A 19788-nucleotide genomic window follows, 5' to 3' on the forward strand; every position below is an offset into this window, starting at 1 on the left:
TCCACCGGCGGCGGCCGCCGCCGGACTACCGGGCTACCGGGCCTCCCCGGCGGGCGCGGCCGGTGCGTCCGCCGTCCGGGCGGCCAGACGCGTCGGCGTCGGCGTCGGCGCCGATCGGATCAGATCGCGTTCGAGGGCGTCGAGGGCCTGGCGGGCGGCGGTGATGCGGGCGAGGAGGAGCGGGTGGTCGTCGGGCGGTCCGACGGCCGGGCGGGGTACCTCCTCCGCGCTCGCACCCGGCTCCGTGCCCGCACCCGCTCCCGGCTCCGCGCCCGCACCCGCTCCCGGCTCCGTGCCCGCCCCTGCCTCCGCCGCCTTCTCCATCTCCCGTGCCTCGTCGAGGGATGTGATGACCACGCCTATCAGGACGTTGACCAGAACGAAGGAGGCGATCAGGACGTACGAGGCGTAGTAGACGAGGCTCCAGCGGGAGAGCTCCAGGCCCGTGTGGACCGCGTCGCCGATGCCGTCCAGGGGCGTCAGGAGGAACAGGGTGAGGACGGCGCGGCCGATGGAGCCGTAGTGCCCGGGGTCGTGGTGGCCGAAGAAGACCCAGCCCACCATGGCGTACACGTACAGCAGCAGCGCGCCGACCAGCAGGAAGCTCAGTGTGCCGGGCGGGCTGCGGGCGACCGCGACCAGCACGATCCGCAGTTGCGGCAGGAAGCGCGCCGTCCGCAGGACCCTGGCCAGGCGCAGCAGTCGCAGCACGGTGGTGTTCTCGCGGACGACCGGCAGGAAAGCGCAGAGGACCACGGCGAGGTCGAACAGGTTCCAGGGGTCCTTGAAGAAGTCGCGCGGGCGCTCGGCGTGGGCGCCCAGGCGCAGCAGGATCTCGGCGGTGAACGCGGCCAGACAGGCGTGCTCGTCCAGCCATAACCAGCCGTGCCACTCCGCGACGACGCCGGAGTAGGTCTCCACGCCCAGCAGCGCGGCGTTCAGGAGGATCACGGCGAAGACGGTCAGGGCGAACCAGCGCGCCTCCGTGACGTCTCGGCACCAGCGGGCCTGGACCGTTTCCTCTCCGGCATCGACCTGCCCGTGCAGTGGCCGCGCAACTTCCTGCCGGCCTATCGCGACGGCCTGCTGGACTACTACGTCGTCACGGCGGAGCGTCCGCCGACGCTGCACGCCTGACCTGTACCGGGGGCGTGACGGTCACTCCCCCTCGGGCGTCGGCCCGCCGCTGCGCCCGCTCGGGTGGCGCGGGCGCGCGTGCCGCGTGGCTGTCCCGGCGTGGCCGAGCCGCCTTGATGATCATCGGTGGGTGACGATCCACGACGGCACTCGCAACGGGAAACCCGCGCACCGCACGCCGGTCGCCCGCGGGCCGGCCGCCCTGTCCCTGCTCTGCCTCCTGACGTCCCTGACGTCCCTGACATTCCTGTCGGCCGCACCGGCCGTTGCCGCCGCCGCGCCGACCGTCGCCGCCGCGCACGCCGAAGGCGCCCCGCCGCCCGGGCCGTTGACCGCGGCCGAGGCGGGCACGGCCGCGTACCTGGACTCGGTCCGGAGCGATCCCCGGTTGCTGCGCCACTTCTTCCTGCGGCTGCCCAAGGGCGGTGACCTGCACAACCACCTCTTCGGCGCGGTCAGGACCGAGTATCTGATCGAGCTCGCCGGCGAGGACGGGCTGTGTGTCGACGCGGCGACGCTGACCGCCGTCGTACCGCCCTGCGGTCCCGGTACCCGCCCGGCCGCCGATGCCCGTACCGACCTCGGCTTCCGCGAGGCGATCCTCCGCGCCTGGTCGATGTACGACTTCCCGCCGGACCAGAGCGGACATGACCATTTCTTCGCCACGTTCGACAAGTTCGGTCTGGTCCCCTCACTGAACCAGGGCAGGGTGCTCGCCGAGGTAGCCGACTCGGTCGCCGCACAGCACCAGTTCTATCTGGAGACCATGGTCAACCCGGCCTCCGACGGTGCCGAGCGGCTGGGGGACGAGGTCGGCTGGGACCCCGACCTGGCCGCGCTCCACGCCAGGCTCGTCGCCGGCGGCAGGCTCGACCGGCTCGTGGCCGACGCGCGCCAGGAGACGGACGGCGTCGACGCCGGGTTCCGGAGCGCCGCCCGCTGTGACGCCGGCCGTCCCCGGCCCGGCTGCCGGCTGACCGTGCGCCGGATCTACCAGGCCTTCCGCGGCGAGTCCCCCCAACGCGTCTTCACCGAACTGGCCCTGGGCATGCGGCTCGCCGAGCGTGACCCGCGGTTCGTCGCGGTCAACCTCGTCCAGCCCGAGGACGGGGAGAGCGCGCTCGAGAACTACAGCCTGCAGATGCGGATGGTGCGGTACCTGCGCACGGTCTACCCGCGCGCCCATGTCACCCTGCACGCGGGCGAGTTGCGGCCGGGACTGGTCAAGCCCGAGGACCTGCGGTTCCACATCAGGGAGGCGGTGGACGTGGCCGGCGCCGAACGCATCGGCCACGGTGTCGACCTCGTCCACGAGGATGACTGGCCGCGGACGGCCACCACGATGGCCGACCGGCAGATCGCCGTCGAGGTCCCCTTCACCAGCAACGCTCAGATCCTCGGCGTCCGCGGGGCCGAGCACCCCTTCGACACCTACCGTGCCTTCGGCGTGCCCGTCGTCCTCGCCACCGACGACCCGGGGGTGTCCCGCACCGACATCAGCCACGAGTACCAGTACGCCGCCGAGACCTACGGGCTGTCGTACCCGGAGCTGAAGGACCTGGCCCGCGCCTCCCTGCAGTACGCCTTCCTGCCCGGCCGGAGTCTGTGGCGGGGCAACCCGACCCGCGAGGGCTACCGTTCCGTGGCCGTCTGCGCCGGACAGCTCCCGGGCGGCGGGCGCCCGCCGGGCGCGGAGTGCCGCCGTCTGATCGCGACGAGCCCGAAGGCCGCCGTCCAGTGGCGCCAGGAGGTCGCCTTCGCGGCCTTCGAAAGTCCCTTCGAAAGTCCCTTCGTCCAGGGACGGCACCCCCACTAATCTGCACGCGTGACCACTGAGTTGACGCTGCTGCCCCGAGTCGCCTGCCGTGGACGGGAGATCACCGCGCCCCGGTTGCGCGGGCTGCTTGCGCTGCTCGCGGAGGATCTGCACGCCGGCTGCAGTACGGGCAGGCTGGTGGAGGGGCTGTGGACGGAGGAGCTGCCCGAGCGGCCCGGCAAGGCGGTGCAGATCCTGGTGTCGCGGCTCAGGTCGCAGCTGGGTGCCGAGCTGATCGTGAGTACGCCGACGGGATACCGGCTGGCCCTGGACGAGACACAGGTCGACAGTTCCGCGCTGCTGCTGCACGAGGCGGCGAGCGCCGAGCGGGCGCGGGCCGGGGATCACGACGGCGCCCTGGCACAGGCCGAGGCGGGGCTGGCGCTGTGGGACGGGAGCGTGGGCGCCGGGACGGGCGAGGAACTGCACGACCCCGTGGTGGCGCTGCGCGCCGACCGGGCCCGGGCGTTCCGTTCGCTGGTCCGGGCGCGGGCGCTCGCGCTCGCCCGGGTCGGGCGCCGGGAGGAGGCCGCCGCGCCCCTGGCGGAACTGGGCCGGGAGCTGCCGCGGGACGAGGAGGTGCTCGCCGAACTGCTGCGCTGCGAGGCCGCCACCGCGGGCCGGGCCGCGGCGCTGAACCGGTACGACGCCTACCGCCGCCGGCTGCGTGACGAGCTGGGCACCGACCCCGGGTCCCAGCTGAAGGCCGTGTACCAGGAGTTGCTGCGCGCGGAGGTGCCGCCCGCCCGCCACGGCGTGCCGCACGAGCCGAACCCGCTGCTGGGGCGGGACGCCGACATCGCCGCCGTGGCCGGGCTGCTGCGCGGCGCCCGGGTGGTCACCGTCATGGGCCCGGGCGGCCTGGGCAAGACCCGGCTCTCGCACGCGGTGAGCCGGGCGGCCGAGCAGCCCGTGGTGCACTTCGTGACCCTGGCCGGTGTCATCGCCGACGAGGACGTGACCGACGAGGTGGCCTCGGCCGTCGGCGGCGGGGACGGCCGGCAGCTTCCGGTCGGCAAGGACGCGGTGAGCGGGATCGTCGCGGCGCTGGGCCCCGGGCCGGCGCTGCTGGTCCTTGACAACTGCGAGCATGTGGTCGCCGGCGCGTCCGCTCTCGTACAGGCGCTGGTGTCGCGGTCGAAGGAGCTGCGCGTCCTGGCCACCAGCCGGGCTCCGCTGGGGCTGACCTCGGAGGTCGTGTACGCGCTGCCGGAGCTGTCCCTGGCGACCTCCGTCGAGCTCTTCGAGCAGCGGGCGCGGGCGGCCAGGCCCGGCGTGGACCTGCCGGCCGGGCAGGTGGCCGAGATCTGCCGGCACCTGGACGGGCTGCCGCTGGCCGTGGAGCTGGCCGCGGCCCGGGTGCGGGTGCTGTCGGTGGCGGACATCGCGCACCGGCTCCGGGACCGTTTCGCGCTGCTGCGCGGCGGTGCCCGGGACGCTCCCGAGCGGCATCGCACGCTGCGGGCCGTGGTCGAGTGGAGCTGGAACCTGCTGGAACCCGAGGGGCGGGCGGCGCTGCGCGCGTTGTCGGTGTTCCCCGGCGGCTTCGACGCGGACGCGGCGGAGTACGTGCTCGGCGGGAGTGGGAGCGGGAGTGGGAGCGAGAGTGGGAGCGACGGCGGGGGCGGGGCCGGGGGTGCGCTGGATCTGCTGGAGCAGTTGGCCGCCCAGTCCCTGATCAAGGTGGGGGAGAGCCCTTCCGGGGTGCGTTTCCACATGCTGGAGACGCTGCGGGAGTTCGGCGCCGCGCGGCGGGCGGAGGCGGGAGAGGAGGAAGCGGTGACGGGCCGGTTCCTCTCCTGGGCCCGGGACTTCGGCCGGGTGCACCATGACGGGATGTACGGCGCCGACGCGTTGGCCTCCTTCGAGCGGGTCCGTGTCGAGCAGGACAACCTCGTCCTGGCGTTGCGGCACGCCCTGGCCGGTGCCGACGGCCCGGCCATCGCCGCCGTCACCGCCGTCCTGGCCTCGCTGTGGTCCATCGGCAACAGCTACACCCGGTTCGTCGCCCTCGCCGCCGAGACCGGCGGGCCGCTGTCGCACTTCCACCCGGGGCCGGAGCACCCCGAGGACGTGGAGGCGGCCCGCAGCGCGGCGGTGCTGTGCGCGGCCGGCCTCTTCATGGGCTACGGCCCGCACGCCGTACGCCAGCTGGTCACGCTGCGCCGTCTGCCGGCCGCCCCGCCGGACACCGTGCCGCGGGCCCTGGCCGTCGTGCTGGGTGCCGTCCCGGACATCCACCCGCCGCGGTACGCGGAGCTGCAGGAGCTGTGCGAGGCCGACGAGCCGCTGCTGGCGGGCATCGCCGCGGGCGTCGCCAGCTACCTGTGGGAGGCGTCGTACGAGACGGAGCGGGCGCTGGAGTACGCACGCCGGATGCTCGCCGCGGTGGCGCCGCTCGGCAATCCGATCATGGCGCTGCTCGCGCACGGGCGGATCAGCGAGTTGTGTCTCAAGACGGAGCGCGGCGCGGAGGCGTACGACCATCTGCGGGCCGCGGAGGCGCTCGGGGACATCGGCGCCTGGTCGGACGCGATCGGCATCCGCTACGGGCTGGTGTCCGCCTGTCTGCAGCGCGGGGACGTCGACGAGGCGGAATACTGGCTGGGCCTCGCCGCCCCGGACCGGCAGCCGGAGTCCGCCCAGGCCTTCACCCCGGAACTGCTGCAGGCCCGGGCGGAGATCGCCCTGGCCCGGGGGCTGACCGAGGTCGGCCTCGGCCTGTGGCGGCAGGCGGCGACCGGGATACGGGAGTACAGCCTGCTCCAGGCCGGCGATCCCTTCCTGGACTCGTGGTCGCTCCAGATACAGGCGGCCGCGCTCGCCGCGCACGCGCAGCACGGCCGGCTGGAGCCGGTGGCCCAGCTGGCCGAGCACCTGCGGAAGCGGCTGCTCGGGATGCTGTCCGGCGCCCCCGGTGCCGGGGATCTGCCGGAACAGCCGGTGTACGGCTCGGTGTTGCTGGCGCTCGGCTTCACCGGGCTGGCCCGGGGCGACACGGCGGCGGTACGGCTGCTGGCGCTGGCGGAGCGGATGCCGGTGATGCGGGACCTCCCCACCGTGTCCTCGGCGCGGTCCCGGCAGGCGGCCGAGAACGCCGACAGGGCGGCTTACGCCGAGGCGATGTCGGCGTACGCCACCCTGGGGCAGGAGGAGCTGCGGGCCGCGGCCCTGCGTGAACTCACCGCCGCGGCTCGGGGTTGACGCGAGGTCACTGGCGCGGCTCACGGTTGAACTGCGCCTTGGACCAGAGGTAGCCCAGCACGCTCAGCGCCAGGCACCAGCCGACCGCCAGCACCGCGTTCTTCGTGCCGATCCCGCTGCCCAGCAGCAGACCGCGCAGGGTCTCGATGGCCGGCGAGAAGGGCTGGTACTCGGCGAACCAGCGGAACCCGCCCGGCATCGCGTTCACCGGCACGAACGCGCTGGACAGCAGCGGCAGCATGGTCAGCGGCATACCGAGGTTGCTGGCGCCCTCGGCGTTCGGGCTGGCCAGGCCGATGCCGACCGCGATCCAGGCCAGGGCGAGGCTGACCAGGGCCATCAGGCCGGCCGCCGCGAGCCACTCCAGCGGTGTGGCGTTCGGCCGGAAGCCCATGGCCACCCCGATGCCCAGGATCAGCGTCAGGGCCAGCATGGTCTGGATCACGGTGCCGATCACATGGCCGGTGAGCACGGAGGCGCGGGAGATGGCCATGGTGCGGAACCGGGCGATGATGCCCTCGGTCATGTCGGTGGCCACGGACACGGCGAGGCCGAGCGAGGTCATGCCCACGGTCATCAGGAGGATGCCGGGGACGATGTAGGCGATGTACTCGGAGCGGTCCGCGTGGCCGCCGGCCATGCCCGCGCTCATCACGTTGCCGAAGACGTAGACGAAGAGCAGGAGCAGCATCACCGGGGTGAGCAGCAGGTTGAGGGTGAGGGAGGGGTAGCGGCGGGCGTGCAGGAGGCTGCGCCGCAGCATGGTGAGGTTGTCGCGGAGGGCGGTGGCGGGGGCACTCATCGGGCGGTCTCCTTGTCGGTGGCGGTGACCGGGGCGGTGCCGGTGACCGGGGCGGGGGCCGGGTCGGACGTACCGGTCAGGGCGAAGAACACGTCGTCCAGGTCCGGGGTGTGCACGGACAGCTCGTCCGCCTCGATGCCGGCGGCGTCGAGCCAGTCGAGGATGGCGCGCAGCTCGCGCTGGCTGCCGCCGCTGGGGATCTGCAGGGTGAGGGACTCGTCGTCCCGGGACGCCTCGCGCAGCGCGGTCGCGGCCCGTTCGTACGACGCCGGGTCGGAGAACCGCAGCCGGACGTGGCCGCCGGGGACGAGCCGCTTGAGCTCTTCGGCGGTGCCCTCGGCGACGATCCTGCCGCCGTTCAGCACCGCGATGCGGTCGGCGAGTTCGTCGGCCTCCTCCAGGTACTGGGTGGTGAGGAAGACGGTGACGCCGTCGGTGACGAGCTCGCGGATGATCTGCCACATGGTGTGGCGGGCGCGCGGGTCGAGGCCGGTGGTGGGCTCGTCGAGGAAGATGATCCGCGGGCTGCCGACCAGGGTCATCGCGATGTCGAGGCGGCGCTTCATTCCGCCGGAGTAGGTGGAGGCGGGCTTCTTCGCGGCCTCGGTGAGGTCGAACCGCTCCAGCAGTTCGGCGGCGACCCGCCGTCCCTCGCTCCTGGGGAGGTGGTGCAGGTCGGCCATCAGGAGCATGTTCTCCTCGCCGGTGATCAGTCCGTCCACGGCGGAGAACTGTCCGGTGACCCCGATCCCGGCCCGTACCGCCTGGGCCTCGGCGGTGAGGTCGTGCCCGGCGACCCGGGCCTGGCCGCCGTCCGCGGAGATCAGGGTGGAGAGGATCTTCACGGCGGTGGTCTTGCCGGCGCCGTTCGGGCCGAGGAGCGAGTAGATCGTGCCGGCCGGCACCCGGATGTCGATGCCGTCGAGGACGGTCTTGTCGCCGTAGGACTTGCGCAACCCGGTGGCTGCGATGGCGGGTTCGTGGTCTGTCGTCGTCATGCCGCAGAGCTTGCGGCCGCGGCGGTTCAGAACGGCTTCAGCCCGGTTTCAGCCGCTGATACCGGCCGTCACACCGCTGAAACGGCAACGGGGCCCTTTCCATACCTTTCCCATAGGAATAGTGGTTTAGGTGCCCGCCATGGATTCCACCGGCCCGATCGTCATCGCGGGAGCCCTGGTCGGCTTCGCCGTAGGACTCACCGGCATGGGCGGCGGAGCCCTCATGACCCCGATCATGGTCATGGTGTTCGGGGTGAACCCCACGGCGGCCATCGGCAGCGACCTGGCCGCGTCCGTGTTCATGAAGCCCTTCGGCGCGCTGGTGCACCAGCGCGCGGGCACCGTCCGCTGGGACATCGTGCGCTGGCTGCTGCCCACCGCCGTCCCGGCCGCCGTCGGCGGCGTCTTCCTGCTCCGCGCCCTCGGCGACGGCGCCGAACTGCAGCAGCGCGTCAAGTACGTCGTCGGTACGGCGCTGATGCTGGCCGTCGCCGGGATGCTCGCCCGCCTCTGGCTCGACCGCCGCCGCGCCGGCAGCGACACCGAGGACGCCCATGTTCCCGTGCGGCCCGTGGCGACGCTGCTGCGTTCGACAAGGCCGTCAAGGTCGCCCGCGCCTACGCGGCCAAGCACCCCGACACCCTGGTCGTCACCACCGCCGACCACGGCCACACCAGCCAGATCGTCCCGCTGGAGGCCACCCCGCCCGGCCTGTCCTCGACCCTGGTCACCGACGAGGGCCAGCAGCTGAAGGTCAACTACTCGACCAACACCCCGGGGCAGTCGCAGGAGCACACCGGCACCCAGGTCCGTATCGCCGCGCAGGGGCCGTTGGCCTACCGGGTCCTCGGTGTCACCAACCAGACCGACCTGTTCACCACGATCCGCGAGGCCCTGCGCCTGCGCTGACCGGCCGCACGGGCCGGGGGAGGACGGCCGCCACCGACCTCCCCCGGCAACCGCCCCCCATCGCGGCCCTCCTCTGCCATCACCCGATCCCCCCACCACGCCCGCCCCCCACCACGCCCAGCCTCCCCACCACGCCCGGCCTCCTCGGCGTCGCCCTCCGCAGCCGCCCTCAGCTCCGTCGGCGCGGCACGGTAAAGTATCTTTAAAGAAATAGCAAAGGACCAGTCGGACGAGACAGACGAGACAAGGGAGGAAGCCTTGGGTGCGCCACGCCTGAGCAGGACGCCATTGCCGGGAATCGGGGTCCGCTACGACCTCACCACACGGGAGCAGGGCAGGGTGTCCGTGGTCGCGCACCGGGACGGCTCCCGGATCCTGAGCGCCTACCGCCAGGAGGACCCCGACGCCTGCGCCCTGTCGGTACGGCTGTCCTCGGGAGAGACCGCGGCGCTCATCGACGCGCTGATGCCGACGCACCACAGCCCGAACCTGCTCTCCACCACCGACCTGGGGCTGGTGGCCGAGCGGATCGAGCTCACCGCCACGTCGTACTGGAACGGCCGGCTGCTCGCCGAGACGCGGATGCGTACCGAGACGGGCGTCTCCATCGTGGCCGTGCTGCGCCGCGCCGAGGCGGTCCCCTCCCCCACGCCCGACTTCCGGCTGGCCGGCGGGGACACGCTCATCGTCATCGGCACCCGCGAGGGCGTCGACGCGGCCGCCGCGATACTCGGGCGGGAGTGAGCGCGTGCACGACTCCTCCGTGTTCCTCATCGAGTTCGGAGCGATCATCCTCGGCCTGGGCCTGCTCGGCCGGCTCGCCGGACGCTTCCGGTTCTCGCCGATACCCCTCTATCTGCTGGCCGGGCTCGCGTTCGGCGAGGGCGGGCTCTATCCCCTCGGCACCAGCGAGGAGTTCGTGGCGATCGGCGCCGAGATCGGCGTCATCCTGCTGCTCCTCATGCTGGGCCTGGAGTACACCGCCAGCGATCTCGTCTCCAACCTCAGGACCCAGTACCGGGCGGGCCTGGTCGACGCCGCGCTCAACGCGCTGCCCGGCGCCGCGATGGCGCTGCTGCTGGGCTGGGGACCGGTGGCGGCCGTGGTGCTGGCCGGTGTCACCTGGATCTCCTCCTCCGGGGTGATCGCCAAGGTCCTGGGCGACCTGGGACGGCTCGGCAACCGGGAGACCCCGGTGATCCTGAGCATCCTGGTGCTGGAGGACCTCTCCATGGCGGTCTACCTGCCGATCATCACCGCGCTGCTGGCCGGCGTCGGCCTGGCCGCGGGCAGCCTGACCCTCGCGATCGCGCTAGGAGTCGCCGGGCTGGTCCTGCTGATCGCCGTCCGCTACGGCAGGCACATCTCCCGGTTCGTCTCCAGCGACGACTCCGAGAAGCTACTGCTGGTGGTCCTGGGCCTGACCCTGCTCGTCGCGGGCATCGCCCAGAAGCTCCAGGTCTCCGCCGCGGTGGGCGCGTTCCTCGTCGGCATCGCGCTCTCCGGTGAGGTGGCGGAGGGCGCCCACCACCTCCTCGCGCCCCTCCGCGATCTGTTCGCCGCCGTGTTCTTCGTCTTCTTCGGCCTGCACACCGACCCGGCGAGCATCCCGCCGGTGCTGGTGCCCGCGCTCGCGCTCGCGGTCGTCACCGCGCTGACGAAGATCGCGACCGGGTACTGGGCCGCGAAACGCGCCGGCATCTCGGCGAAGGGCCGCTGGCGGGCGGGCGGCACGCTGGTGGCCCGCGGCGAGTTCTCCATCGTCATCGCCGGCCTCGCGGTCACCGCCGGCATCGAACCCTCCCTGGGCCCCCTGGCCACGGCCTACGTCCTGATCCTCGTCATCCTCGGCCCCCTCACGGCCCGCTACACGGAACCGGTGGCCCGCCGCCTGACCCGCCGGGCCAGGCCGACCGATCCCCATCCGACCAACGCCCCGGTCCCAGAGACCAAGGTGACCGACCAGGACGCGGTGGGCCAGGTCTGACCCTCAAGGGACGACGGACACCTCGGCCCACACCGTCTTGCCCACGGGGTGACGAGGTGCCGTTCCCCAGCACAGGGACGCCGACGGGCCGCTTAACTCGGCTCGCTGTCGCGCCTGCTGCAGCCACGGCAGCAAGGAGGAGGATCCACCAGTGAGCCAACAGCCATTGCACGTTGAGCCGCCCGCCGCACCGGGCGACGCCGGCTCATCGGACCGCCCCGCGGACAACTTCTTCTCCAAGTGGGTGGTCACTGACGCACGGCGTAGTGCTGCCAAGCACCCCATGTGCCGAGGTTCCCGGTGTCCTGGCCGCTCGGGACGTACTCGGCCCGGATCCGGAACCGGCTCCCCGTCGACCTGGTCAGCGTCACGCTCGTGGCGGTGGTGCTCCGGGACGTCAGCGCATGGCACGCGGAGGTGGACTCGGTGTGCCAGGCGCCGGACGTGTAGCGCTGGATCTGGAAGCGGACGCACTGGCTCGGCTTGGCCGGGGCGACCGTGACGTCCAGCTTCGCCTTGGCCGTGTGGTGGTAGACGCGGTAGAGGGTGCTGCCGTAGTGGGTGGTCGTGTAGGAGCCGGTCAGGGACTCCGCGACCCGGGCCCGTGCCGTCACCGTCCTGGCCGCCGTGGCGGGGGCGTTGTGGTCGTCGCCGGCGAACTCCGCGGTGAACGTGGTCTTTCGGGTGACCTTGTACGTCGCCTTCAGATCACCGTTGGCGTCCACCTGTCCCGTCGTGACCAGGGTCTTCTTGCCGTCGTACGGCTGGGCGTAGAGCGAGACGGTGCGGTCGGCGTCCGTCGGGCCGAGGTGGGCGGTGAGCTTCGTCGTCGCGCCGTAGTCGTACGACGACGTGTTCGTGGCGAGGGTCAGATCGGTGGCCGCGGGCGGGAGCTGGTACGGGACGGTGAACGTGTACGCGGCGGTGGGGGAGTGGTTGCCCGCCGCGTCCACCGCTTGGATGTACAGGGTGTGAACGCCCCAGGACAGTGCGCCCGTCAGGCTCGCTCGGCCCGCCGCGTCGGCCGGCAGCTGGGCGGCGCCGTTGCCGGGCTCCTGGTCCAGGCCGTAGACGAAGTGGTCCAGGCCGCTGGCCGCGCAGTCCGGGGTGCCGGCCGCCGCGCAGCCCGCGGGCAGGGACTCGGCGGAGGAGATGCTGAACGTGGTGGGCTGACCGGCCGCCTTCTTCGGTGTCCCGGTCCCCACCGGCGGGAAGTCGGGGTTGGCGACGGTCGGGGTGGCCGGCGCGCTGCCGTCCACGCGGAAGTAGCAGGCGTCGGTCGGGTTCGAGTAGGACGTGCCGTCGTACGTCGAGGCGTCCCAGCCGTAGGTGTGACCATCCGTCAGAGGCAGCGGGACGTAGACGGACTGGGAGGAGACCACCGGCACACGGTCCACCGAACCGTCCGCCGACTGGCCGCCGTCCGCATCCCAGGCGTGTACGACGCCCTGGTACGACACCCCGTTCACCGTCGGCCGCGGGATGCCGATCGTCTCGTAGAAGCCCGCGGGCGGCGGGGTGGAGACGGTCTCCCAGACCGGGCTGCCTTGGCTGCCGCAGCTCGTGCCGGCCGGCACGGTGGGCGTCGGGAGTGCCGGGTCGACCGGAGTGCCGTCGGCTGCCGCGACCGCGGGCAGTGCCGTCACCAACGCGCCTGCCAGCAGAAGGGCGAGCCCGTTCCTGCGTCTGTTCACCGTGTTGTCCTCCCCCTGTACTGCGGTCCCCAGCCGCAGAGCAGGCGGAGCGTAACACCGGCTTCGAATGATCCCGGTAATTCTTGATCAAGCGTTTACGGGAGTCCGTCAGTTCCGGTCCTCAGTTGTTCCAGCTCTCGTCGTACGGGTCGGACGGTACCGGGATCGGCTTGGCATCGGTGACGTTCAGGTAGGGGATCGGGCCGTTGTTCACCGGGTCGTGGGTGACGCGGGCGGTGTACGTGCCCGTCACCTGGAGCCAGGCGTCCGGCTGGAGGACCGGGGGGATCTTGCCGGTGAGGGCCACCTTCACCGGCTGGGCGTCCGCCGCGCAGCAGTTGAGGGCCATGCGGACCAGATACGGGCTGCCCTTGGCGTCCAGGGCCACGAAGCCGGCGATGCTGACGCTGCGGCCGTGGAACGAGCGGCCGTGGTCGTACACTGCACGGCCCGCGTAGTCGACCAGGTTGAGGGGGATCGGGTCGCCCTTCGGCAACTTCATGTAGCCGTACGGCTGTTGCAGGGCGGTGCCGGCGCGCACCGCGCTGTAGGAGCCGAGCGCGGGCGGGGCGACGAGGATCAGGGCCAGGAGGGGGAGGACCAGGAGCCAGGAGATGCGGGGTTCGGGGTGGGCGTGGTCCTGGTCGGACTTGGCGCGGTTGCGGGCGCGCCACTCGTACCAGGCCGTCGTCAGCGCCGAGACGATCAGGACCGCGCCGGCCGCGAGGATCAGCGGCTGCAGGCCGGCCTTCACATAGCGCAGGTAGAGGTTGGTCGTGCCAGCGTGCAGCAGGGCCGCCCCCACCAGGAACATCACCGCCGCCTGGGCCTGCCGGTTCACAGCAGCACCGCCCCGGTCAGGAGCGCGCCCGCGATCGCGGCGACGAAGGTGGCCGGGGCGAAGCGCAGGGCGAAGCCGCGGCCGAAGGTGCCCGCCTGCATCGCGAAGAGTTTGAGGTCGATCATCGGGCCCACGATCAGGAACGCCAGCTTGGCGGTGAGGGAGAACTGCGTCAGCGACGCCGCCACGAACGCGTCCGCCTCCGAGCAGATGGACAGCAGCACGGCCAGGATCGACAGGGCCAGGATCGCGACCACCGGGTTGGCGGCCGCGGTGCGCAGCCATTCCGCCGGGGCCACCGCCTTCAGGGTCGCCGCCGCCATCGCGCCCAGGACCAGGAAACCGCCCGCGTGCATGGTGTCGTGGCGGACCGAGGACCAGAACGCCTCGCCCTTGGTCTCGCCGTGGTGGTGCGCGTGCGCCGGCAGGCGCAGCCAGTCGGTACGGCCGAGGCGCTGCCACAGCCAGCCCATCGCGCACGCCACCAGCAGGCTGCCGCCGAACCGGGCCAGCACCATCTCGGGGTTGCGCGGGAACGCCACCGCGGTCGCCGTCAGCACGATCGGGTTGATCGCGGGGGCGGAGAGGAGGAAGGCGATGGCCGCGGCAGGGGTGACACCCCGGCGGACCAGGGCGCCCGCCACCGGGACCGACGCGCACTCGCAGCCCGGGAGCACCACACCGGCCAGACCCGCGACCGGGACCGCGAGCGCCGGGCGGCTGGGCAGGGCGCGGGCGAAGAAGGCCGGCGGGACGAAGACCGCGATCGCCGCGGAGAGCAGCACGCCGAGGACGAGGAAGGGGAGCGCCTGGACGACCACGGCCACGAACACCGTCATCCAGCTCTGCATCACCGGCGTCGACAGCGCGCCGCGCACCGGACCCTGGAAGACCACGACCAGGAGCAGCAACAGGGTCAGGGTCAGGGGGGAGTTGAGATGCCAGCCCTCCTGGTCGGGGCGGTTGCCACGGCCGGGATGCTCCTGGTGCGGTGCCGGCCCGGGCGGGGCGGCTTTCTCGGTGACGGCCACGGGACGGATACCTCCGGCACTTCGGTCAGATCCGGGATTATGCTCCCTTCCCTTCCCTACGGGTGGTCAGGGGGCGCTGTTCACTCCGTTGCTGGAACCATGCGTCCTGTTGAGGCACTCTTTTCCCTCGTGGGGAGCGTTCCGAATCAGGGTGGTGGCGGCCGGGCGCCGATGGTGGTGTGCGGGGACGACGGACTCGCGCACCGGCTGGCGGCGGAGTTGCGCGGTGTCTACGGCGAGCAGGTCACCCTTGTCGTGCCGCCGGACGTGCGGATCGCCCGGCCGCCGGTCGTCGGACGGGCCCGGGCCGCGTCGGCAGCACTGCTCGACCGGGTGGTCAGCGCCGCCGTCGGGCGGGCCAACGGCAGCGGTGGGAACGGCGGTGCCGCCGTCGCCGGTGAAGGGCCCCGCGGGGAGCGGGTGCTGGAGGCCGAGGAGGCCACCGAGGCCGTGCTCGCCGAGGCGGGCGTGGACCGGGCCGCCGCGCTCGCCCTCGTCTACGACGACGACGAGACCAACATCCGTGCCGCCCTCACCGCCCGTCGGCTGAACCCGCGCCTGCGGCTCGTACTGCGGCTCTACAACCGGCGGTTGGGGCAGCACATCGAGGAACTCCTCGACCAGGCTGCCGCGTTGGCGATCGGGGACCCGGACGGCGGGGCGAGTGACGCCTCCACCATCGTGCTGTCCGACGCCGACACGGCCGCGCCCGCGCTCGCCGCCACCGCGCTCGCCGGGACCGGCAAGGTCGTCCAGACGGACGGGCTGGTGCTGCGGGCCGTGGAACGCCCGCCGGGTGCCGTGCCGCGGCAGGACGCCGGCCGGGGACTGTGCACGCTCGCGCTGCTCTCCACGAACCCAAGCGGTCCCGACCTGGTCGAGGGCGTCGGGGAGCAGCGGCCGCAACTGCTCCCCGACGACGAGGAGGTGCGGGCCGCGGGCGAGCGGGGCGTGCTGGTGCTGGAGCAGGTGTCGTCCGCCGCGGACGCGGCTTCGCCGGCGGGCCGTGGGGCCGGGGTGGGGGGCGGGGTCGTACCGGCGCTCTCCTCGCTGTTCTCGCGGCGGCTGCGGTGGTCGCTGGCCGGGCTGGTGGGGTGTGTGGTCGCGCTCGCGGTCGCGTTGTCGGTGGTCACGGGGATGCATCCGGTACGGGCCTTCTACTACACGCTTCTCGACATGTTCGCCATCGACAATCCCGCGATCGGGCAGTCGCTCGGGCGGCAGATCCTCCAGCTGCTGTCCGGGTTGATGGGACTGCTGTTGCTGCCGGTGCTGCTGGCTGCCGTGCTGGAGGCGCTCGGGACCTTCCGGACGGGGTCCGCGCTGCGGAAGCCGCCGCGGGGGCTCAGTGGGCATGTCGTGCTGCTCGGGCTGGGGAAGATCGGTACGCGCGTGCTGACGCGGCTGCGTGAGCTGCACGTCCCTGTCGTGTGCGTCGAGTCCGACCCCGACGCCCGGGGGCTGGCGGTGGCGCGGCGGCTGCGGGTGCCGGTGGTGTTCGGGGACGTGACCCAGGAGGGCGTCCTGGAGGCCGCCAAGATCCATCGGGCGCAGGCGCTGCTCGCGGTGACCAGCGCGGACACGACGAATCTGGAGGCCGTGCTGTACGCGCGGGCCGTGCGGCCGGATCTGAAGGCAGTGCTGCGGCTGTACGACGACGACTTCGCGACGGCCGTGTATCGGACGCTGCGGGCCGCGCATCCGCGGGCGATCACCCGGAGCCGGAGTGTGTCGTATCTGGCGGCGCCGTCCTTCGCGGGGGCGATGCTGGGGCGGCAGATCCTCGGGGCGATTCCGGTGGGGCGGAAGGTGTTGCTGGTGGCCGCGCTGGATGTGGCCGGGCATCCGCAGTTGGAGGGGCGGAGTGTGGAGGGGGCGTTTCGGGCGGGGGCGTGGCGGGTGCTGGCGATCGAGGGCCGGCAGGGGGTTGCCGCGGGGGAGTATGTGCTGCGGGGTGGGGATCGGGTGGTGGTCGCCGCGACTCGGAGGGGGCTGGCGGAGTTGTCGGGCCGGGTGCCGCCCACCCACCCACCCGACTCGCTGAGTTGAGAGGTGGGGGTGGGTGGGTTGCGGGTCGTGGAGTGCGTGCGGGTGGGTGGGGGGCTGGTCGCGCCCACGCGGCGGAGCCGCATATGGATACAGCCCCGCGCCCCTAAAGGGGCGCTTCAGTCCCGCGCGCCCAGAGCTTCGCCCCGCACCCGGCGCCCAGAGCTTCCCAGCACATCCAGCACATCCAGCACTTCCCCGCGCACCCGGCACCCAGAGCTTCCCCTCGCACCCCACACCCAGAGCTTCCCCGCACGTCCAGCACCCAGAGCTTCGCCCCGCACCCGGCGCCCAGAGCTTCCCCGGACGTCCAGCACCCAGAGCTTCGCCCCGCACCCCACACCCAGAGCTTCCCCGCACGTCCAGCACCCAGAGCTTCGCCCCGCACCCGGCGCCCAGAGCTTCCCCGGACGTCCGGCGGCCAGTGGTTCGCCGGACGTCCGGCGGCCGGAGGTTTCGCCGCGTGTCTGGAAGCGAGGTGCCGGGCCTCGGCTTCGTTCGAGGGGCTCGCCTCAGTCCGTCGGTACTGTCGCCGTAGGCGCGAGGTGCCGCTCCGCGAACTCCATCTCCAGGCGGAGTTGTTTGATGCGTTCGTCGACCACCAGGGAGCCGTGGCCCGCGTCGTAGCGGTAGACCTCGTGCGGGGCCGAGCGGGCTGCCAGGCGGTTGACGTAGTTGTCGATCTGGCGGATGGGGCAGCGGGGGTCGTTGACGCCGGCCGAGATGTAGACGGGGGCCTTCACGTCGTCGACGTAGGTGAGGGGTGACGAGGCCGCGAAGCGGTCGGGGACCTCTTCCGGTGTGCCGCCCAGCAGCGTGCGGTCCATCGCCTTCAGGGACTCCATCTCGTCGTGGTACGCCGTGACGTAGTCGGCGACCGGGACGACCGCGATGCCCACCGCCCAGGACGCGGGCTGGGTGCCCAGGCCGAGGAGTGTGAGGTAGCCGCCCCAGGAGCCGCCGGTCAGGATCAGCCGGTCGGGGTCGGCGAGGCCGGACTCGACCGCCCAGTCCCGGACCGCGGCGACGTCCTCCAGCTCGATCAGGCCGATGCGGTGCTTCAGCGCGTCCGTCCAGGCCCGGCCGTAGCCCGTGGAGCCCCGGTAGTTGATGCGGACCACCGCGTAGCCGTGGTCGACCCAGGCCGCCGGGCCCGCCGCGAAGCTGTCGCTGTCGTGCCAGGTCGGGCCGCCGTGCAGGTCGAAGACGGTGGGGAGGGGGCCGGTGGCGCCGGCCGGCTTCTGGATCAGGGCGTGGATGCGGCCGCCGGGTCCCTCCACCCACGCGTCCGAGACCGGGACCGACGGCGGGCACCTCATCCCGGGCGGGTCGAGGACGATCTCGCCCGTCGTCGAGCGGACCACCGGCGGCTCGGCCGCGGACGACCAGAGGTATTCGACGGTCCCGTCCGGGCGGGCCGTGGCCCCGGAGACGGTGCCCGGCGGGGTCGGAACGGGCTCCAGCTCGCGCGTGGCCAGGTCGTAGCGGAAGAGTTCGCTGCGCGCCTCGAAGCTGTGCACGATCAGCAGCGCGCCGCCGTCCGGGAACCACTCCGCGCTCACGTCACCCGGCAGGTCGAGGGCCAGGTCGGTCTGCCCGCCGGTGGCGACGTCCCAGACCAGCGGCTCCCAGCGGCCCCGCCGCTGATGGCCGATGAGCAGCCGCAGGTCGCCCTCGACCGGGGCGAAGCCCAGCACCTCCAGGCCCAGCTCCTCGGTGCCGCCCTTCGTGTCGTCCAGCTCCGCCAGCGTCGTGCCGTCCGGACGGACCACGCGGAGCGCCGAGTGCATCGCGTCACCGTGCTCGGTGTGCTCCAGCGCGATCACCGAGCCGTCGTGGGAGAGGTCGCCGACGCCCGCGGACTCGGGGTGCCGGTAGATCTCCAGCGGCTCCTCCCCCGCTCTGACCAGGTAGATCGTCGTGCCCTCGTCGTCCGTGGAGCGGCCCACGACCGCCGTGCGGCCGTCCCGGCCCAGCGCCAGGCCCGAGGGGTAGGACGGCTCCAGGCCCGGCGCCGCCTCCTCGTCCGCGCCGCCCGCGAAGGGCTGGCGGCGCCAGACGCCGAACTCGTCGCCGTCCTTGTCGTCGAACCACCAGATCCACGCGCCGTCCGGGGAGAGCAGCCCGTCCGTCGTGCCGTTCGGCCGGTTCGTCGCCTGGCGCTGCTCCCCGCTCGCGCGGTCCCAGGCGTACAGCTCGTACGTCCCCGTCGCGTTCGACACGAACAGGGAACGGTCGGGGGCGTCCTCCGCCCAGTCCGGCAGGGAGACCCGAGGGGCGCGGAAGCGCTTCTCCCAGTCCGGCATGTCGCTCTCACTCATGGCCGCAGTCATGGCCCCATAGTGCCTGTACCCGCCCACAATGTGCTCAGGAGTACCCGCAGCCTGTGGATAACTTTGCGCGCGGTCGGGCGACGCGCGCCCACCCCACCCCCAACCCCCCGCAAAGCGCCCCGTACCGTGGAAGCGTGTACCGCTTCCTGCTGACACCCCGCTGGTGGGGCATCAACGTTTTCGTGCTGCTCGCCATCCCGTTCTGCATCTTCATGGGGTCCTGGCAGCTGAGCCGTTTCGAGGCGCGGGTACAGGCCCACCACAGCGCCGACGAACAGGTGGAGACGGCCAAGAAGGAAGCGGCCCGGCCGCTGGCCGACCTGCTCCCCGTCGACCAGGCGACCTCGGGCAAGCGGGCCGCCGTCAGCGGTCGGTACGGCAAGCAGCTGCTGGTGCCGGACCGTCAGCTCGGCGACAAGAACGGCTTCTACGTCCTGACCCTGCTGCGCACCGACTCCGGCCAAGCCCTGCCCGTCGTGCGCGGCTGGCTGCCCGGCAAGGCCGACGCGGCCAAGGCGCCCGCCGCGCCCACCGGCGAGGTCACCGTCACCGGCGCGCTGCAGGCCTCCGAGGCACCGGGGGACAACGGCGTCGGCGCCCAGAGCGGGCTGCCGTCGGGACAGACGGCGGCGATCAGCGCGGCCACGCTGGTGAACCTGGTGCCGTACAAGGTGTACGACGCCTGGATCACCCTGGACAAGGCCGACTCGGGGATGACGGCCGTGCCGGCGACCGTGCCGGACAACTCGGGGCTCGATCTGAAGGCGTTCCAGAACCTCGGCTACACCGGTGAGTGGTTCGTGTTCGCGGGGTTCGTGGTGTTCATGTGGTTCCGGCTGCTGCGCCGCGAGGTGGAGTTCGCGCGGGACGCGGCACTGGGGATCGTGCCGGAGGAAGAGCCCGTCGGCGTCAGGGCCTGAACGTCATAGGCGTCAGGGCCTGAGCGTCGTCGGCGTCAGGCTCTGAACGTCATCGGCATCCGGCATGGGG

The 19788-nt window shown here is 72.7% G+C and carries 13 protein-coding genes and 2 pseudogenes; 8 read left to right on the forward strand and 7 right to left on the reverse strand.

Annotated features, from left to right (window positions below):
* Positions 1-33 precede the first annotated feature (33 nt).
* Complete coding sequence (locus EDD90_RS25405) at positions 34-1047, reverse strand: ion transporter (RefSeq protein WP_123981610.1); 1014 nt, start codon at positions 1045-1047, stop codon at positions 34-36.
* 226 nt (positions 1048-1273) lie between these two features.
* On the opposite strand from EDD90_RS25405, the gene EDD90_RS25410 reads away from it, so the two are divergent.
* Together EDD90_RS25410 and EDD90_RS25415 are read left to right on the forward strand one after the other, a co-directional pair.
* On the forward strand, positions 1274-2953 hold the full coding sequence (locus EDD90_RS25410) for an adenosine deaminase (RefSeq protein ID WP_398928598.1): 1680 nt from the start codon (positions 1274-1276) through the stop codon (positions 2951-2953).
* Between the two features lie 9 nt (positions 2954-2962).
* Positions 2963-6157, forward strand: a complete 3195-nt coding sequence (locus EDD90_RS25415) for a BTAD domain-containing putative transcriptional regulator (protein WP_123975357.1) — start codon at positions 2963-2965, stop codon at positions 6155-6157.
* A 7-nt stretch (positions 6158-6164) separates the two neighbouring features.
* Here the strand turns inward: EDD90_RS25415 and EDD90_RS25420 are convergent, their stop codons facing one another.
* Together EDD90_RS25420 and EDD90_RS25425 are read right to left on the reverse strand one after the other, a co-directional pair.
* Complete coding sequence (locus EDD90_RS25420) at positions 6165-6959, reverse strand: ABC transporter permease (protein ID WP_123975358.1); 795 nt, start codon at positions 6957-6959, stop codon at positions 6165-6167.
* Positions 6956-7957, reverse strand: a complete 1002-nt coding sequence (locus EDD90_RS25425; RefSeq protein WP_123975359.1) for an ATP-binding cassette domain-containing protein — start codon at positions 7955-7957, stop codon at positions 6956-6958. The genes EDD90_RS25420 and EDD90_RS25425 overlap by 4 nt, the downstream gene beginning before the upstream one ends.
* Positions 7958-8096: 139 nt before the next feature.
* Between EDD90_RS25425 and EDD90_RS25430 the strand changes: the two are divergent.
* The 4 genes and pseudogenes from EDD90_RS25430 to EDD90_RS25445 all read left to right on the forward strand — a co-directional run.
* A pseudogene (locus tag EDD90_RS25430) lies at positions 8097-8495 on the forward strand (sulfite exporter TauE/SafE family protein); the annotation flags it as partial.
* A gap of 35 nt (positions 8496-8530) precedes the next feature.
* A pseudogene (locus EDD90_RS25435) lies at positions 8531-8866 on the forward strand (alkaline phosphatase); the annotation flags it as partial.
* Positions 8867-9124: 258 nt separating this feature from the next.
* Entirely contained in the window at positions 9125-9610 is a 486-nt protein-coding gene (locus tag EDD90_RS25440; RefSeq protein WP_260328042.1) for a cation:proton antiporter regulatory subunit, read from the forward strand.
* A gap of 4 nt (positions 9611-9614) precedes the next feature.
* Complete coding sequence (locus tag EDD90_RS25445) at positions 9615-10853, forward strand: cation:proton antiporter (RefSeq protein WP_123975360.1); 1239 nt, start codon at positions 9615-9617, stop codon at positions 10851-10853.
* Positions 10854-11101: 248 nt separating this feature from the next.
* Here the strand turns inward: EDD90_RS25445 and EDD90_RS25450 are convergent, their stop codons facing one another.
* The 3 genes from EDD90_RS25450 to EDD90_RS25460 all read right to left on the reverse strand — a co-directional run bounded on the left by EDD90_RS25450 (position 11102) and on the right by EDD90_RS25460 (position 14419).
* Complete coding sequence (locus EDD90_RS25450; RefSeq protein ID WP_123975361.1) at positions 11102-12547, reverse strand: hypothetical protein; 1446 nt, start codon at positions 12545-12547, stop codon at positions 11102-11104.
* 121 nt (positions 12548-12668) lie between these two features.
* Positions 12669-13388 carry a TIGR03943 family putative permease subunit gene (locus tag EDD90_RS25455; protein WP_123975362.1) on the reverse strand — a complete coding sequence of 240 codons (720 nt, stop codon included), beginning with the start codon at positions 13386-13388 and terminating at the stop codon, positions 12669-12671.
* Complete coding sequence (locus EDD90_RS25460) at positions 13385-14419, reverse strand: permease (RefSeq protein ID WP_123975363.1); 1035 nt, start codon at positions 14417-14419, stop codon at positions 13385-13387. The genes EDD90_RS25455 and EDD90_RS25460 overlap by 4 nt, the downstream gene beginning before the upstream one ends.
* Before the next feature lie 171 nt (positions 14420-14590).
* Between EDD90_RS25460 and EDD90_RS25465 the strand changes: the two genes are divergently transcribed.
* On the forward strand, positions 14591-16468 hold the full coding sequence (locus tag EDD90_RS25465; protein WP_123981615.1) for an NAD-binding protein: 1878 nt from the start codon (positions 14591-14593) through the stop codon (positions 16466-16468).
* 509 nt (positions 16469-16977) lie between these two features.
* On the opposite strand, the gene EDD90_RS25470 is transcribed toward EDD90_RS25465, so the two are convergent.
* Positions 16978-18786 carry a prolyl oligopeptidase family serine peptidase gene (locus EDD90_RS25470; RefSeq protein ID WP_260328044.1) on the reverse strand — a complete coding sequence of 603 codons (1809 nt, stop codon included), beginning with the start codon at positions 18784-18786 and terminating at the stop codon, positions 16978-16980.
* Positions 18787-18932: 146 nt separating this feature from the next.
* Here EDD90_RS25470 and EDD90_RS25475 point away from each other — a divergent pair, with 146 nt between their 5' ends.
* On the forward strand, positions 18933-19718 hold the full coding sequence (locus EDD90_RS25475) for an SURF1 family protein (RefSeq protein ID WP_123975365.1): 786 nt from the start codon (positions 18933-18935) through the stop codon (positions 19716-19718).
* Positions 19719-19788: the final 70 nt, after the last annotated feature.

It is taken from the genome of Streptomyces sp. Ag109_O5-1, from assembly GCF_003814875.1.
Taxonomy (GTDB): Bacteria; Actinomycetota; Actinomycetes; order Streptomycetales; family Streptomycetaceae; genus Streptomyces; species Streptomyces sasae.

What these genes read in the sequence shown, in the direction of transcription:
- EDD90_RS25425 (WP_123975359.1), bottom strand. Translation starts at nt 7,957, where the DNA reads ATGACGACGACAGACCACGAACCCGCCATCGCAGCCACCGGGTTGCGC.
- EDD90_RS25420 (WP_123975358.1), bottom strand. Translation starts at nt 6,959, where the DNA reads ATGAGTGCCCCCGCCACCGCCCTCCGCGACAACCTCACCATGCTGCGG.
- EDD90_RS25470 (WP_260328044.1), bottom strand. Translation starts at nt 18,786, where the DNA reads ATGAGTGAGAGCGACATGCCGGACTGGGAGAAGCGCTTCCGCGCCCCT.
- EDD90_RS25465 (WP_123981615.1), top strand. Translation starts at nt 14,591, where the DNA reads ATGGTGGTGTGCGGGGACGACGGACTCGCGCACCGGCTGGCGGCGGAG.